The organism is Hymenobacter glaciei, assembly GCF_039539585.1.
Taxonomy (GTDB): Bacteria; Bacteroidota; Bacteroidia; order Cytophagales; family Hymenobacteraceae; genus Hymenobacter; species Hymenobacter glaciei.
Window position 1 is genome coordinate 303,655 of the sequence record NZ_BAABDK010000001.1, and the last position, 14,141, is coordinate 317,795.

The following is a 14,141-nucleotide window of genomic DNA, read 5'->3' on the forward strand; positions in this document are numbered from 1 at the left end:
AACGCCTAACCACATGTGGTTAGGCGTTGTCTAAATTCGAGGAGTAGGCTTTCCTAAATCGTTGAGAAATCAAACGACTGCTCCAGGAAAGCCGTAGTGAAATTTCCTGCCTTGAAGTCTTCGTTGTCCATCAGGGCGAGGTGGAAGGGAATGGTTGTTTTCACGCCTTCCACTACAAACTCGCTTAGGGCGCGCTTCATCTTTACGATGCACTCCTCGCGGGTCTGGGCCACGGTGATGAGCTTGGCAATCATCGAATCGTAGTTGGGCGGAATGGTGTAGCCCGCATACACGTGCGTATCCACGCGCACGCCGTGGCCGCCGGGAATGTGCAGGGTAGTGATTTTGCCCGGTGCGGGTCGGAAGTTGTTGCGCGGGTCTTCCGCATTGATGCGGCACTCCATGGCGTGCATCTTGGGGAAGTAGTTTTTGCCCGAAATCGGGATGCCGGCCGCTACCTTGATTTGCTCCTTGATGAGGTCGTAGTTGATGATTTCCTCCGTCACCGGGTGCTCCACCTGGATGCGGGTGTTCATCTCCATAAAGTAGAAATCCCGGTTGGCATCCACCAGAAACTCAATCGTGCCCACGCCCTCGTAGCCAATGGCCGCAGCGCCCGCAATGGCCGCTTTGCCCATTTTCTCACGCAGCGCATCCGTCATAAATGGCGACGGTGCTTCCTCCACCAGCTTCTGGTGGCGGCGCTGGATGCTGCAGTCGCGCTCCGACAAGTGCGCGACGTGGCCGAACTGGTCGCCCACAATCTGCACCTCAATGTGGCGCGGCTGCACCACGTACTTCTCCAGGTACATGCCATCGTTGCCAAACGCCGCCTTCGATTCCGTGCGCGCATCGTCCCAGGCTTTCTGGAATTCGTCGTCGCCGTGAATGATGCGCATGCCGCGCCCGCCGCCGCCAGCCGTAGCTTTGATGATAACCGGGTACTTGATTTTATTAGCGAGTTTCTTGCCCTGCTCCACCGATTCGAGCAGGCCCACCGAGCCCGGTACCACCGGCACGCCGGCCTTAATCATGGTCGCCTTGGCCGTGGCCTTGTCGCCCATCTGGTTAATCATCTCGGGCGAGGCCCCGATGAACTTGATGCCATTTTCGGCGCAGATGCGCGAGAATTCCGCGTTTTCGCTCAGGAAGCCATAGCCCGGGTGAATGGCGTCGGCGTTGGTGATTTCACAGGCCGCAATCAGCGTGGGCATGCTCAAATAGCTGTCCTTGGAAGCGGGCGGGCCGATGCACACGGCTTCGTCGGCAAACTTCACGTGCAGGCTTTCCTTGTCGGCAGTCGAGTATACGGCCACCGTTTTGATGCCCATTTCCTTGCAGGTGCGGATAATGCGCAGGGCAATTTCGCCCCGGTTGGCGATGAGTATTTTCTTGAACATTGGGGTGGGATGGGGTAAAAGTTCAGTAGGGGCGGGGCTTGTCCCCGCCCGCCGTTTGTGCCGGTCAAACGGCATCGTGCAACGACGGGCGGGGACGAGCCCCGCCCCTACGAAAATGTCAATTACTACTCAATCAAAAACAGGGGCTGATCGTACTCAACCGGCGTGGCGTTTTCCACCAGGGCCTTCACAATGCGGCCGCTCTCTTCGGCTTCAATCTCGTTGAACAGCTTCATCGCCTCGATGATGCAGATAACCTGGCCTTTCTCTACCATGTCGCCTACCTGCACAAAGGCAGCAGCGTCGGGGCCGCTACTGCGGTAGAAGGTGCCAATCATGGGCGCCTTCAGCGGCTTGTAGTTGCCGGCGGGAGCTTCGCTGGCGGCCGGGGCAGCGGGTGCTGCTGCGGCAGGTGCAGGTGCGGCCGCTACCGGGGCATGAGCCGCGGGAGCCGCTACCGGAGCAGCTGCGCTGAATACGGTTTTGGTGTTGGGGTCGCGCTGCACCGAGATTTTAAACTCTTCGGTTTCAATGTTGACCTTGTTCAGACCCGATTTAGCGATAAAATCGAGCAGCTCCTGGAGTTCTTTTGCTTTCATGGCAGCGTCCTTTTCCTTTTTGGGCGAATTTGACATTGGGGGTAGCTATTAGCTAATGACTGCTAGCTAATAGCCTTCATTGGCCGTCAGCTAAGGGCTAACAGCTGGAAGCTAATAGCTAATTAAAGGGCTATTTCACGCGCTCAACGTAGCTGTAGTCGCTCGTTTTGATGCGAATTTTAGTGTCCACATCAACAAACAGCGGCACCTGGATGCGGGCGCCAGTTTCCACGGTAGCCGGCTTTAGGGTGTTGGTGGCGGTGTCGCCGCGCAGGCCCGGCTCGGTATAGGTCACCACGAGGTCGACCGTAGTGGGGAGCTCGGCCGTGAGGGGCTGTTCGGTTTCGGCATGCACGAGGATAGTCACTTCCTGGCCTTCCTTCATAATGTCGGCAAAGGGCACCAACTCCTCGGGCAGCACTATCTGCTCGAAGGTCGAATTATCCATGAAGTTATAGCCGTAGTCGTCCTTATACAGGAACTGGTGCGGGCGCTGCTCCACGCGGGCCGTCTCCACTTTCACCCCGGCGTTGAAGGTGTTGTCGATGGTGCGGCCGGTTTTGATGTTGCGCATTTTGGTGCGCACAAAAGCGGGGCCTTTGCCGGGCTTCACGTGCTGAAACTCGGTGATGACGTGCAGCTCGTTGTTGTAATTGAGAACAAGCCCGTTGCGGAAGTCGGCGGTTGATGCCATTTTATTGGAGCTATTAGCTGATAGCCATTAGCCATTAGCTTTTTGTGGGAGTTTTAATTTATGCCTTGAGCCAATGGCAATTCACCATCTGCTTAAGAAAATTCAAAGGGAGGGACAAAGCTAACAGCTAGCAGCTATTAGCAAACAGCTATTTCGAAGCTGCTTTATCGCCATCATACGCCCATTTGATGTAGATGGAGCCCCAGGTGAAGCCGCCCCCGAAGGCCGCGAGCACGAGGTTGTCGCCCCGGCGCAGCTTGCTTTCGTAGTCGGATAGGCACAGCGGAATAGTGGCGTTGGTGGTATTGCCGTAGCGGTCGATGTTCAGCATCACCTTCTCCGGGCCCACGCCCATGCGGTTGGCCGTGGCATCAATGATGCGCTTATTGGCCTGATGCGGCACCAGGAAGGCCACATCATCATTGCTGAGGTGATTGCGCTCCATTACCTGGGCGGCCACATCAGCCATGCTCTTCACGGCAAACTTGAATACCGTCGCGCCTTCCTGATAGATGTAGTGCTCCTTAGCATCCACGGTGGCGTGGGAGGGCGGGCGGCGGCTGCCACCGGATTTCTGGTGCAGGTAGGCCTCGCCGCTGCCGTCGGTGCGCAGCACTTGGTCGAGAATGCCAAACCCGTCGGTGCTAGGCTCGAGCAGCACCGCCGCGGCCGCATCGCCAAACAGGATGCAGTTGGCGCGGTCGGTGTAATCCACAATGGCCGACATTTTATCGGCACCCACCACAATCACCTTTTTGTGCGTGCCCGCCTGGATGTATTGCGCGCCCGTGGCCAGTGCAAACAGAAAGGTCGAGCACGCCGCGTTCATGTCGAAGCTGAATGCCTTGGTAATGCCCACGCCGTTGGAAATGATGTTGGCCGTGGCCGGAAACAGCAAGTCGGGCGTGGTAGTGGCGCAAATCAGCAGCTCCACGTCGTCGGGTTGGGTGCCGGTTTTCTCCAGCAGCTGCTGCACTGCCTTGATGCCCATCACAGAAGTACCCTGGTTTTCGCCCTTCAGAATGCGTCGCTCCCGAATGCCGGTGCGCGACAAAATCCACTCGTCGTTGGTGTCCACCAGCTTTTCAAGCTCGGCATTGGTTAGCACATAGTCGGGCACATAGGAGCCCACACCAGTGATGGCGGCAGTAATCTTCATACGGGCAAAAGTAGGCGGGGCAAGCGTAAAAGTAGGAATATGGGCGGCGGCGCGGCCGCAAATAGCCACTCAACGCTCCGACAATGAGCCTCAAGCGTGTAAAAAAAATCCGGCCGAAGCCGGAGGTTTTTTATTGCCCGAAACCGGGGCTAAGATTTAAAAGTAGCCTTTATTTGGTCAACAATGCCCGAGTTGGCCATGTTGAATCCCTGCATCAGCATGTTGCAGATGGCGCGCGGCGTGCTGCGGCCGTGCCCGATGATGGCGTTGTCGTTGATGCCCAGGATTGGTGAGCCGCCCACAGCCTCGTAATTGAACTTGTCGAAAAACGGGTCATGAATATTTTTCACCTCCATGGCATCGTAAATCGACTCCGCCATTTTTAGGATGATGTTGCCCGTAAAGCCGTCGCACACAATCACGTCGGCCTTGTCGTTGAACAGGTCGCGCCCCTCGATGTTGCCCACGAAGTTGACGTGTGGGTTGGCCTTCAGGCGCTGGTGCGCTTCCTGAATAACGGGTGTGCCCTTGCCTTCTTCCTCCCCAATGTTCATCAGGCCCACCTGGGGCTTGGCAATGCCGAGCACGTGTTGGGCATAAAGCGAACCAAGCTCGCCGAACTGCTCCAGCATTTCGGGCTTGCATTCGGCGTTGGCTCCCACGTCGAGCAGGATGCCCACGTTGTCGTGCAGCTTGGGTAAAAAGTTGGCAATCGCCGGGCGCATCACGCCGGGCACCGTTTTCACGGTGAACATGGCTCCCACGAGCATGGCGCCCGTGTTACCAGCCGAACAGAAGGCATCGACTTCGCTCGCGAGCAGCATTTTGTAGCCCACGGCAATGCTCGAATCCTGCTTCTGCTGGAAGGCTTTGGCGGGGTGCTCGCCCATGTCGATAACCTGCGACGCGGGAACGAACTCGAGCGCGGCACCGGCGGGGCCGGCAGCCTGAAGCAGGGGACGCACGGCGTCTTCCTGGCCGATGAGGACAATGGTGGCCCGGCCGGCGAGTTGCTCGGCAGCCAGAAGGGCACCTGCCACGGCGGCTTGGGGGGCGAAATCGCCGCCCATTGCGTCGAGGGCTATTTTCATGAAAGAGGTGTTTGGAGGGAAGTCAGCGGAAAGTCAAAAGTACCAAAAATCCGGCCCCGCTGGCTTAAAAAAGGAGCGAAGCCGGACCTAGTGGTGCCGCGAAGTAACAACCAAACGCGCTATTCGTCGTCTTCGGCAACGTCGGCTGCAGGAGCGGCGCTGGTCTTCGTGTAGTTTTTGATAGCCAACTGGCCGTTGTGGTACAGGTCGCCATCGACCACGTACGCTTTGTGGCGCAGGTGCAGCTCGCCCGTGTTGGGGCACAAGGTCACAGCCTTAGGAGTCAGCTTGTAGTGGGTACGACGCTTGTCGCGAACGGCGGTGGAGGTGCGGCGCTTAGGATGTGCCATGGTTTAGTTGAAATTAGGGGATTGAAGTTGCGGTTAACGAGTGGGGAGCGACTCGGGGCACTGACGGATTAGTTCAGGTTGCGCAGCGCGGCCCAGCGTGGGTCGGCCGGCTCGTCGTCATCAGGCGCATCATCGGCAGGACGGGTGCTGAAGATGAGCTTGGTCGGCGCGTCGGGGTTATCGTCGGCCTCGTCCTGGAAGCGAGGGTGCAGCTTCTTCATGGGCAAGGCCAGACCAATGTAGTCGTAAAGGTGCTGGGCGAGGGGCAGCGTCTGGGTTTCGGGCGTGATTTGCAGCACGTTGTCGTCCAGCTCCTTGGCTTCGTCGCCGAAGCGCACCAGCAGTTGTTCTTGAATGTCCAGCGGCTGGGCGAACTCATCGAGGCTCCGGTCGCAAGTGAGCTGCACGGTGCCGGTGATGTGGAAGTTCAGCGTCATCAACCGCTCGGTTTTGATGACCTCCACGTCGGCGTGCAGGTCGCCTTGTTCCACCAGGGGTTGGTCGAATAAGGCGAAGAAGTCGGGACCCAAATCGTACTCAAACTGATGCGTTTTGAGCGTCAGGCGGGCAAGGTTAAGGTCGAATTGGCTTTCTTTTTTCACGGTCGCTTGGATAGCAGGGGGCAAAAGTAGTGAAAATCCGGCTTTTTGCCAAAAAAAGCGCCCAACTTTCTCTGCGGTAGCCGCTTTAAAAAGCTGGTTTTGGCTATCGGGCCGAACGTGGCTGAGCGTCTTCCCAACGTTGTTTCCAGATGTCGCAAGCCAGGAACACGGCCGCGCGGAAAGAAGACTCGTCGGCTTTGTACTGGCCGGCGAGGCCGTAAGCGGTGCCGTGGTCGGGCGAGGTGCGCACAACGGACAGGCCCGCGGTGAAGTTCACGCCGCGCTCGAAAGCCATAAGCTTGAATGGAATCAGGCCCTGGTCGTGGTAGAGGGCGAGAGTAGCATCGAACTGGCGGAACTGCTGGGTGCCGAAGTAGCCATCGGCTGGGAAGGGGCCGACGACGAGGTGGCCGTCGTGAGCAAACTGCTGAATAACGGGCGACACGACGTCGCCTTCCTCCTTGCCGAGCAGGCCATTTTCGCCGGCGTGGGGGTTGAGGCCAAGCACGGCGATGCGCGGCTTAAGAATGCCAAAATCATTTTTGAGCGACTTGAGCAGCAGCGTGATTTTGGTGCGCAGCAACTCGGCGGTGAGTTTGGCGGGTACATCCTTTAGCGGGATGTGACCGGTGACGGTGGCAATGCGCAGGCCCGCGTCCTCATCCACCAGAAACATGAGGCTCTCGGGGGCCTCGAAGTAGCTGGTGAGAAATTCGGTGTGCCCGGGGTAGCGGAAGTCGTCGGCTTGAGTATTGTCCTTGCTGATGGGGGCCGTGACGATGCCGTCGAGCTTGCCGGCCTTGAGGTCGCGGGCGGCGGTGAGCAGGCTTTCGCGGGCGGCCGCGCCGGTGGCAGCGGAGGGCTGGCCGGGTGCAAGGGCGAAATCCTCATCCCAACAGGTCACCGCATTGAGCCGGCCGGGGGCGATATCGGCGGCATCGCGCAGCTGGCGAAACTGCAGGTGCTCGGTATCGGCCGGAGTAGGAAAATCATCGAAAAGCGCCGTGGCAGTGCCGTAGATAACGGGCGTGCAAACTTTCAGGAGGCGCTCATCGAGCAGCGTTTTGTAAATGACTTCGGGGCCGATACCGGCGAGGTCGCCCACGGAAAAGCCGAGGCGGGGGAGATTTTGGGGCATGTTTTATTTTGTCATCCTGAGTGAAGCGAAGGACCTTGTTAGGTTCGCGCCGCTAGGGTGGATTAATTCTGACGGAAGCAGCCGTGATAAGATGCTTCCTTCGTCAGCATGACAACGATTAGTTAGCAAGCTGCTTGGTCAGGAACTCATACAGCAGGCGCACGCCGGTGCCGGTGCCGCCTTTGCCGCGGTAACTTTCGGCAGCCGTGAGGTAGGCGGGGCCGGCGATGTCGAGGTGAATCCAGGGGTAGCCTTCGGCAAAGCGCTCGAGGAATTTGGCGGCCGAGATGTGGCCGGCTTCGCCCTTGCCCAAGTTGCTGAGGTCGGCGATGTCAGACTTGATGTGGTCGGCGTACTCGTCCCAGAGCGGAAACTCGACAAGCCGTTCGTGCACGGTGTAGCCGGCTTCGGCGAGCTTTTGCATGGTGGCGGGCTCGGCGGTGCCCATCGAGGCGGAGGCTTCGGTGGCGAGGGCGCGCACGGCGGCCCCGGTGAGGGTGGCCAGGTCGATGACCAGCTCGGGCTCGTAGCGCTTGGCGAAGCTGAGAGCGTCGGCGAGGAGCAGGCGGCCTTCGGCGTCGGTGTTTTTTACTTCGACAGTGAGGCCGGAGTGCATGGTGATGACGTCGCCGGGGGCGTAGGCAAGGCCGCCGGGGCGGTTGTCGGTGGCGGGCACCAAGCCGATGACGTGCAGTGGCACCTGGTTTTTGGCCAGGGCGAAAAGCGTACCGGCTACGGCCGCGCCGCCGGCCATGTCGCACTTCATCATGTCCATGCTGTTGGGCGTGGGCTTGAGGCTGAGGCCGCCGGTATCGAACACCACGCCTTTGCCGACGAGGACGTAGGGCTTGGCGTTTTTGGCGTTGGCGGGCTTGTATTCGAGGATGCTGAAAGTGGGCGGCTCGGGCGAGCCGAGGTTAACGGCGAGCAGGCCGCCCATGCGCAGGGCTTCGATTTTGGCTAGGTCGAGGATGTCGGTGGTATAACCCGCCTCGTCGCCGGCCTGGGCCATGCGCTCGGCAAACTGCACAGCGTTTAGCTTATTGAGGGGGGCGTTGACGAGGTCGCGGGCTAAGATTACGCCTTGCAGTAGACCGTCGAGCTCGTGGATTTGCTCAGCGGGGGCGGCGTTGCCAACCAAATAAACTTCTTTCAACGCCGGAGCTTTGCGCGACTTTTCGTCGGTTTTGTACCCTTCGAACTGGTAGGCGGTCAGAGCCAGGCCTTCGGCCAACAGCAGGGCGGCGTTAGGCGTGGCGCTGTGGTTCTCGATAAACACCTCAGCTACCTTTTCGGCTTTTAACTGGCTGTGCAGGGTGTGGCCGGCCCGGCGCAGCTGCTCGGAAACTTGGGCGGCGGCGGGCTTATCGGCCAGCACCACGAAATAGTGGTGATAGCTGAAATGGTTGAGGTGAACGAGCTTCTGGTCGTCGGCAAGAGCAGCGCTCACATACTGACGGGCAGCGGCCGAAAGGTCGCCGGCAGCGGCGTCGGGCAAGGTGGTGGTGCCAGCCGGCAAGATGAAAACCTGGTTGGACTGGGCCGGCGCGGCGGCGGCGTGAGCAAGGGCTAAGGACATAATGCGAAGATGAAGGCCGTAGATTTGAGGCCGCAAGGTACTGTTTAGGTGGCGAGGTTGGATGACGTTCGGGATAGAACGGTTGACTGCGCTTATTTGAACGTCATGCTTCATCTTGCGTCCGCGCAGCCGAAGCACCTCACTTGTGGTAGTAATCAAAATTGTCGCACGATAGAATTAGTAATGCAGGCGAGATGCTTCGGCTACGCTAAGCATGACGTTCTGTTAACTTCTTACGCCCTGTTCCCGTGAATACCGTTCGCCCCAAAAAGCACTTAGGTCAGCACTTTCTGGCCGACCCCAACATTGCCCGCAACATTGTGGGCGCTTTGCAACTGCCCGATGGCGTGCAGGAAGTGCTCGAAATCGGGCCGGGCATGGGCGTGCTCACGCAGTATCTGCTGCAGAACCCGGCCTACCAAACCAGCGTGGTCGAAATTGACACCGAGTCGGTGGCCTACCTGAAGGTGCATTACCCGGCGCTAACCGACCGCATCTACGCCACCGACTTTTTGAAGCAAAGCCTGGCCGCGATGTTCCCGGACCAGCCGCTGGCCATCATCGGCAACTTCCCCTACAACATCAGCAGCCAGATTTTCTTTGCCGTGCTCAACAACCGCCAGCAAGTGCGCGAAGTGGTGGGCATGATTCAGAAAGAAGTGGCCCAGCGCCTGGCCGAGCCGCCCGGCTCGAAAACCTACGGCATTCTGAGCGTGCTGCTGCAGGCGTTTTATAAAATTGAATACCTGTTCACGGTGCCGCCGCACGTCTTCAATCCGCCGCCCAAGGTGGAGTCGGCCGTGGTGCGCCTCACGCGCAACGACACGCTGCAGCTGGACTGCGACGAGAAGCTGTTTTTCCGGGTGGTGAAGCAGGCATTCCAGACGCGCCGCAAGACGTTGCGCAACGCGTTGAAACCTTTTGGGATGCCCGCGGAGGCGACCACCGACCCCATTTTCGAGAAGCGCGCCGAGCAGCTGGGCGTGGCCGAATTTGTGGGCATGACGCAGCGGGTGGCACAGCATCAGGGAGCGGGTGCGGCCTTGCCAGATTTAGATGTGAATGACGTAGCCGAATAAGCGTATTTGAAGGCCATGAATACTTGTCTCGTCGTCGACGAAATGCACCCCTCCTTGCCACATTTGCTAGAAAGCATAGGCGTGCAGATGGACTACCAACCCAACCTCACCGCTGCTGAAGTGCCCGCTGCTTTAGCCGCGCAGCCCTACGAGGGCCTGGTGGTGCGCAGTAAGCTGCGCGTAACGGCCGAATTGCTGGCCCACGGCCCGCAGCTGCGCTACGTGGCCCGCGCTGGGGCCGGCACCGATAACATCGACGAAGCCGCGATGGCGGCGGCTGGCGTGATGCTGCTGAATGCGCCCGAAGGCAACCGCGACGCGGTGGGCGAATTTGCCGTAGGCCTGTTGCTGGGCTTATTGCGCAACATCGCACGCGCCGACCATGAAGTGCGGGAGGGCCAGTGGCGGCGTGAGGCCAACCGGGGCACCGAGGTAGGTGGCAAAACCATTGGCCTGCTGGGCTACGGGCACATGGGCCGGGCCTTCGCGCGGCGGCTGGGCACGTTTGGCTGCACGGTGCTGGCGCACGACAGCGACCCCGCGGCGACCAGCGACGGCCACGCCACGTTGGTATCGCTGGCCGAGCTGCAGGCGCGGGCCGACGTGCTCAGCCTGCACATTCCCTACTCAGCCGCCAACCACCATTTTGTGGACGAGGCCTTGCTAGCGGGGTTTGCCAAGCCGATATGGGTGATGAACACGGCCCGCGGCGAAGTGGTGGACCAGGCTGCGCTGGTGCAGGCGTTGCGAGCAGGCACGGTGCGCGGTGCGGCCCTCGACGTGCTCGATAATGAGAAGTTCAACAGCCTCAGCCCGGCGCAGCAGGCGACGTTTGATTTCCTGAAAACGGCTCCAAATGTGGTGCTCACGCCCCATGTAGGTGGCTGGACCTTTGAGAGCTACGCCCGCATCAACGAAGTGCTGGTGGAGAAAATTCGGGCTTATCGGGCGGCAGCTTTGGGCGCACTTGCGGGGAGCTAATTGGTTTTGCGTATCTTTGCCAGGAACCTAAGAAAGGAGAACGGTTGGCAGTGCCAGCCGTTCTCCTTGCTTTTTAGCCAAACCCGTCAAGCATCTACTCCCATGGCCACCACCATCAATTATTACACCCCCGAGGGCCTGCAAAAACTGAAGGATGACCTCCAGGATCTGAAAGTCCGGGGCCGGGCCAAGGCCGCTGAAGACCTGCGCGAAGCCCGCGACAAAGGTGACCTGAGCGAGAACGCCGAATACGACGCCGCCAAAGACGCTCAGGGCCTGCTGGAACTCAAGATATCGAAGCTCGAAGAGGTGCTGGGCAACGCCCGCCTCATCGACGAAACCAATATGGATTTCAGCAAGGTGCTCATCATGAGCAAGGTGAAGCTGAAGAATCTGAAGAATAACATGGTGCTCGATTACACCCTGGTAGCCGAGGAGGAAGCCAACCTGGCCGCCGGCAAAATCTCGGTGAAGTCGCCCATTGGTAAGGGCCTGCTGGGTAAATCGGCCGGCGACACGGCCGAAATCACGGTGCCCGCCGGCAAGCTGCAGTTTGAGATTCTGGAGATTTCGCGGTAGCCACGTGCGGTAGGCTTGAGGCTGCCTGCGGGGAGCAATTGAGTGCCGCAAAAAAAGAGGCGTGCCGACTGGCACGCCTCTTTTTTTGCGGTTTGCGGGTAAGCAGTACCTACTGCAACTCCTCAATCTCGGCGCGAATCATGGCGTTATAAGCCCTGGAGGCGGCATTCCGGAGTGGCAGCAGATGCCAGCCGTTGCCGACAGCGAAGGTCCACGTCATGCTTTCCTTAAATTCAAAAGTCGGCCGTAAAACCTGGCCAAATGGGGTGTAGTTGTCCTGAAAGGCAGTGGGCTCGTGGGCTACAATCCACTCCATGCCTACATAAAATCCTTCGCGGGGTACTTCAACCGCATATGGTGCTATATCGACGGTGAACCACTGACCGCCGCCGGGGGCTGCAACAATTAGGTTTTCGGCGAGCAAGTTGGTGCCGGGCGAGTGGTTGGGGCCATCGGCCCGGTAAATGCGAACGCGGAAGGACTCCTTTGGGAAACCGGTGTCGCCAATGAAAAATGAAACGTTCCGGACGGAGCCCACCTGATGCTTGGGCGATGGTTCCATAAACAGCGCAAACTGCGAACCCATCAGTCCCTGAATCATTCCTTCGCCAGGTTTTTTGGCTAGTGAGCCCAGCCGCCGAATTACTACCTGAGCAGAGTTAGCAGGCTGAACTTTGGGGGCTTTCGCTGCTTTGTCGAGCGTAAGCGTTGTGTCGGTCAGGGCGCGGTTATGCAGCACAACCGAACGGGGCAGATAGCCGGGGCCTTCTATCAGCAGCATATCGTTGCCGGACTTTTTAACGCCAGCCAGTTCGAAATGGCCTGTGGCATTGGCCAACGTCCAGTTGTGTTCGTTTAGCAGCGACAACGAAGCATAGGGCACGGGCTGGCGGGTTTTGGCATCGAGCACCTGACCCTGAATGCCGGGGGCCTGTTTGGTGGCTTGCGCTGCGGCCTGGCGAGCGGGACTAAGTGCCAGCAAGGCGAGCAACAAGGGTAATAGTAGGCGGGGCATAAGAAGCGGCAGGTGGAGGATTTTGAGGCTTGCAGGCGAAGGGGGCGGTACCGGGGGCAGAAATTGTTTTTACTTTGCCCGGCCGGCACCTTACTGGCAAGCTAACGCATACTACCCTAATCCTCATGCCCTCGATTTTCTCCCGCATCGTTTCCGGCGAATTGCCGGCGTATAAAGTGGCCGAAGATGGCCGCCACCTGGCGTTTCTCGACATCACGCCGCTGGTGGAAGGCCACGCGCTGGTGATTCCGAAGAAGGAAGTCGACTACATTTTCGACATGCCGGCCGACGAGCTGGCGGCCCTGCACGTGTTTGCGCAGCGCGTGGCCAAGGCCGTGCAGGCTGCTGTGCCGTGCAAGCGCATCGGGGTGGCCGTGATTGGGCTGGAGGTGCCGCACGCGCACATTCACCTCATTCCGATGACCAAAGTGTCGGACATGAACTTCGCCAACCCCAAAATAAAGGTGCCAGAAGCCCGGATGAAAGAGCTGGCCGCCGCCATCGCCGCGAAAATGGAAGGCGGCAGCGGCCTGGCCGAAGCCAAGCCTGCCGGCGCCACCGCTGGTGCCGCCGTACCTGCCGAGCTGCAAAAGCAGGTGGCGGGCTTGCAGTTCATCAGCGAGTCGGAAGCGCCGCTCGAAGCGGTGGCCTATGCTGCGCCGGGGGGGGAACTGCCCAACGCCGCGCTGCTGAAGCTGCTTGGCGAGCCCGCCGGGGCCAAAGTTGAAACCGTTGAGCTGACGCAGTTCCTGCGCAACCACACCGCCGACGATGGCGTGCTGAGCGATGTGGCGCTTTCGAACCGCTACAAAGCCCTGCAAATGTTTATGAAGCAGGACATGGACGGCGTGCAGGTATACCGCGTGGGCAACGGCTCGCAAGTCCACGCCTACGCCCTGGGCCGGATGATGGACGGCACACTGGCGGGCTTCAAAACGGTGCTGACTGAAACCTGATAACCCTTTGCTCCAGACAGTTTCGAAGCACCGCTATTTCTACCAATCGTATGGGTCTGTTTGATTTTCTAAAACGACAGCCAGAGGCCATCCCGGGTCCGGCGTTTGAAGCAACGGCAACGCTGGAGGAGCTGCTGAAGCTGGCGACCAGTGACCCGGCCTACCGGCCGGAGTTTTACCGTCGCATTTTAGTAGAGCCGCTGGTGGTTATCACCGATGAAAACCCGGAGCAGGTGGTCACCCAGCAAACGACCCTGTCGGCTGGTTCTACGTTGCGGGTGCAGGCATTCCCCGACGGGAGCGTGCCGGTATTTACGTCGCCCGAGCGAATATTCGACGGCGAAGGCCCGCAGGCAAAAGTGGCCTATGTGCAGATGAAGGGCCGCAACCTGATGGAAACCCTGCACGGCGCTACCTTGGTGCTGAACCCGTATTCCGAGGTAGTCAAGCAGATGCCGCCCGAGGAGATAGCGCAGATTCTGGCCGGTACGATGCTGGATATTGGCAAGCAGGTGACAATTCAAAAGGATACGCAGGTGCTGCTGGGCCAGCCGGCGGTGTACCCGACGGCCATGACCGAAGGCCTGGCCCGCCTGCTCAGCCAAGAGCCCCGAGTGCGGGCCGCGTACCTGGGCTGGATTCATGACCCGGCCGACAGCCTGCCGCCGCATTACATTCTCTGCCTCGACGTGGAAGGGGAGATGGCTGCCATTGCCCGGCAGGTGGGCTACGTAGGGCAGCAGTTTCTGGGGCCCAACGAGCCGCTCGACATCGTGCAGGCAGACGAAAGCAGTCTCACATCGTATTTCCGGGAAACCACGCCTTTCTATACCGGCTGAGTTGTGGCGGCCTGGTACTGTAGCAGCGATTATTCTGCTGCTGCGAGGCCGCATATAGCCACAATATGGGTTTGATGGTG

The 14,141-nt window shown here is 59.4% G+C and carries 15 protein-coding genes; 5 read left to right on the forward strand and 10 right to left on the reverse strand.

Features of this window, described 5'->3' with window-relative positions; genetic code table 11:
• Positions 1-53: 53 nt before the first annotated feature.
• The 9 genes from accC to ABD837_RS01385 form a co-directional block, all read right to left on the reverse strand.
• A complete protein-coding gene (accC, locus tag ABD837_RS01345; RefSeq protein WP_345049359.1) occupies positions 54-1,400 on the reverse strand; it encodes an acetyl-CoA carboxylase biotin carboxylase subunit in 1,347 nt (448 codons plus the stop codon).
• 125 nt (positions 1,401-1,525) lie between these two features.
• On the reverse strand, positions 1,526-1,999 hold the full coding sequence (gene accB, locus ABD837_RS01350) for an acetyl-CoA carboxylase biotin carboxyl carrier protein (RefSeq protein WP_345049939.1): 474 nt from the start codon (positions 1,997-1,999) through the stop codon (positions 1,526-1,528).
• A 130-nt stretch (positions 2,000-2,129) separates the two neighbouring features.
• Positions 2,130-2,693 (reverse strand): elongation factor P, encoded by a 564-nt coding sequence (efp, locus tag ABD837_RS01355; RefSeq protein ID WP_345049360.1) that lies wholly within the window; start codon positions 2,691-2,693, stop codon positions 2,130-2,132.
• A gap of 148 nt (positions 2,694-2,841) precedes the next feature.
• On the reverse strand, positions 2,842-3,852 hold the full coding sequence (locus ABD837_RS01360) for a beta-ketoacyl-ACP synthase III (protein ID WP_345049361.1): 1,011 nt from the start codon (positions 3,850-3,852) through the stop codon (positions 2,842-2,844).
• Between the two features lie 149 nt (positions 3,853-4,001).
• A complete protein-coding gene (gene plsX, locus ABD837_RS01365; RefSeq protein ID WP_345049363.1) occupies positions 4,002-4,943 on the reverse strand; it encodes a phosphate acyltransferase PlsX in 942 nt (313 codons plus the stop codon).
• 119 nt (positions 4,944-5,062) lie between these two features.
• Positions 5,063-5,293: a 50S ribosomal protein L32 gene (rpmF, locus tag ABD837_RS01370; RefSeq protein WP_345049365.1), complete on the reverse strand. Its 231-nt coding sequence runs from the start codon at positions 5,291-5,293 to the stop codon at positions 5,063-5,065.
• Positions 5,294-5,361: 68 nt separating this feature from the next.
• Positions 5,362-5,895, reverse strand: a complete 534-nt coding sequence (locus ABD837_RS01375; protein WP_345049367.1) for a YceD family protein — start codon at positions 5,893-5,895, stop codon at positions 5,362-5,364.
• A gap of 103 nt (positions 5,896-5,998) precedes the next feature.
• Positions 5,999-7,033 carry a 4-hydroxythreonine-4-phosphate dehydrogenase PdxA gene (gene pdxA, locus ABD837_RS01380; protein WP_345049369.1) on the reverse strand — a complete coding sequence of 345 codons (1,035 nt, stop codon included), beginning with the start codon at positions 7,031-7,033 and terminating at the stop codon, positions 5,999-6,001.
• 118 nt (positions 7,034-7,151) lie between these two features.
• Entirely contained in the window at positions 7,152-8,612 is a 1,461-nt protein-coding gene (locus ABD837_RS01385) for a leucyl aminopeptidase family protein (RefSeq protein WP_345049370.1), read from the reverse strand.
• 248 nt (positions 8,613-8,860) lie between these two features.
• On the opposite strand from ABD837_RS01385, the gene rsmA reads away from it, so the two are divergent.
• The 3 genes from rsmA to greA all read left to right on the forward strand — a co-directional run bounded on the left by rsmA (position 8,861) and on the right by greA (position 11,251).
• Entirely contained in the window at positions 8,861-9,691 is an 831-nt protein-coding gene (gene rsmA, locus ABD837_RS01390; RefSeq protein WP_345049373.1) for a 16S rRNA (adenine(1518)-N(6)/adenine(1519)-N(6))-dimethyltransferase RsmA, read from the forward strand.
• Between the two features lie 15 nt (positions 9,692-9,706).
• Positions 9,707-10,672, forward strand: coding sequence for an NAD(P)-dependent oxidoreductase (locus ABD837_RS01395; protein ID WP_345049377.1), 966 nt, complete (start codon positions 9,707-9,709; stop codon positions 10,670-10,672).
• A 102-nt stretch (positions 10,673-10,774) separates the two neighbouring features.
• Positions 10,775-11,251 (forward strand): transcription elongation factor GreA, encoded by a 477-nt coding sequence (gene greA / locus ABD837_RS01400; RefSeq protein ID WP_345049378.1) that lies wholly within the window; start codon positions 10,775-10,777, stop codon positions 11,249-11,251.
• 109 nt (positions 11,252-11,360) lie between these two features.
• On the opposite strand, the gene ABD837_RS01405 is transcribed toward greA, so the two are convergent.
• Positions 11,361-12,266: a carboxypeptidase regulatory-like domain-containing protein gene (locus ABD837_RS01405; RefSeq protein ID WP_345049381.1), complete on the reverse strand. Its 906-nt coding sequence runs from the start codon at positions 12,264-12,266 to the stop codon at positions 11,361-11,363.
• Between the two features lie 125 nt (positions 12,267-12,391).
• Between ABD837_RS01405 and ABD837_RS01410 the strand changes: the two genes are divergently transcribed.
• Entirely contained in the window at positions 12,392-13,222 is an 831-nt protein-coding gene (locus tag ABD837_RS01410) for a nuclease A inhibitor family protein (protein WP_345049383.1), read from the forward strand.
• A gap of 50 nt (positions 13,223-13,272) precedes the next feature.
• Positions 13,273-14,061, forward strand: a complete 789-nt coding sequence (locus ABD837_RS01415; RefSeq protein ID WP_345049386.1) for an enhanced serine sensitivity protein SseB C-terminal domain-containing protein — start codon at positions 13,273-13,275, stop codon at positions 14,059-14,061.
• The last annotated feature ends 80 nt before the right edge of the window (positions 14,062-14,141 follow it).

Coding starts and splice junctions, on each gene's coding strand:
- accC (WP_345049359.1), bottom strand. CDS start 1,400: ATGTTCAAGAAAATACTCATCGCCAACCGGGGCGAAATTGCCCTGCGC.
- accB (WP_345049939.1), bottom strand. CDS start 1,999: ATGAAAGCAAAAGAACTCCAGGAGCTGCTCGATTTTATCGCTAAATCG.
- efp (WP_345049360.1), bottom strand. CDS start 2,693: ATGGCATCAACCGCCGACTTCCGCAACGGGCTTGTTCTCAATTACAAC.
- ABD837_RS01360 (WP_345049361.1), bottom strand. CDS start 3,852: ATGAAGATTACTGCCGCCATCACTGGTGTGGGCTCCTATGTGCCCGAC.
- plsX (WP_345049363.1), bottom strand. CDS start 4,943: ATGAAAATAGCCCTCGACGCAATGGGCGGCGATTTCGCCCCCCAAGCC.
- rpmF (WP_345049365.1), bottom strand. CDS start 5,293: ATGGCACATCCTAAGCGCCGCACCTCCACCGCCGTTCGCGACAAGCGT.
- pdxA (WP_345049369.1), bottom strand. CDS start 7,033: ATGCCCCAAAATCTCCCCCGCCTCGGCTTTTCCGTGGGCGACCTCGCC.
- ABD837_RS01385 (WP_345049370.1), bottom strand. CDS start 8,612: ATGTCCTTAGCCCTTGCTCACGCCGCCGCCGCGCCGGCCCAGTCCAAC.
- ABD837_RS01395 (WP_345049377.1), top strand. CDS start 9,707: ATGAATACTTGTCTCGTCGTCGACGAAATGCACCCCTCCTTGCCACAT.
- greA (WP_345049378.1), top strand. CDS start 10,775: ATGGCCACCACCATCAATTATTACACCCCCGAGGGCCTGCAAAAACTG.
- ABD837_RS01405 (WP_345049381.1), bottom strand. CDS start 12,266: ATGCCCCGCCTACTATTACCCTTGTTGCTCGCCTTGCTGGCACTTAGT.
- ABD837_RS01410 (WP_345049383.1), top strand. CDS start 12,392: ATGCCCTCGATTTTCTCCCGCATCGTTTCCGGCGAATTGCCGGCGTAT.
- ABD837_RS01415 (WP_345049386.1), top strand. CDS start 13,273: ATGGGTCTGTTTGATTTTCTAAAACGACAGCCAGAGGCCATCCCGGGT.